A 346-nucleotide genomic window follows, 5' to 3' on the forward strand; every position below is an offset into this window, starting at 1 on the left:
GGCGTGCGGGTTTTTCACCCGCATTATCGTTACTTATGTCAGCATTCGCACTTCTGATACCTCCAGCAGCCCTCACAGGCCACCTTCAACGGCTTACAGAACGCTCCCCTACCCAACGAACGTATCCTTAAAACGCCTTGCCGTCTGTCGGCACTCAGGCCGACTCGACGTTTTTGTGGCTTGAACGTGCCGGCTTCGCCGTCACGTTAAGCGTTTTAAGTGATACGTTCGCTGCCGCAGCTTCGGTGCATGGTTTAGCCCCGTTACATCTTCCGCGCAGGCCGACTCGACCAGTGAGCTATTACGCTTTCTTTAAATGATGGCTGCTTCTAAGCCAACATCCTGG

Annotated in this window: 1 rRNA gene; it reads right to left on the reverse strand. The window is 54.0% G+C overall.

Features of this window, described 5'->3' with window-relative positions:
- Positions 1-346, reverse strand: a 23S ribosomal RNA gene (locus MFP24_RS00275); the annotation flags it as partial.

It is taken from the genome of Brenneria tiliae (assembly GCF_023347575.1).
GTDB classification, from domain to species: domain Bacteria; phylum Pseudomonadota; class Gammaproteobacteria; order Enterobacterales; family Enterobacteriaceae; genus Brenneria; species Brenneria corticis.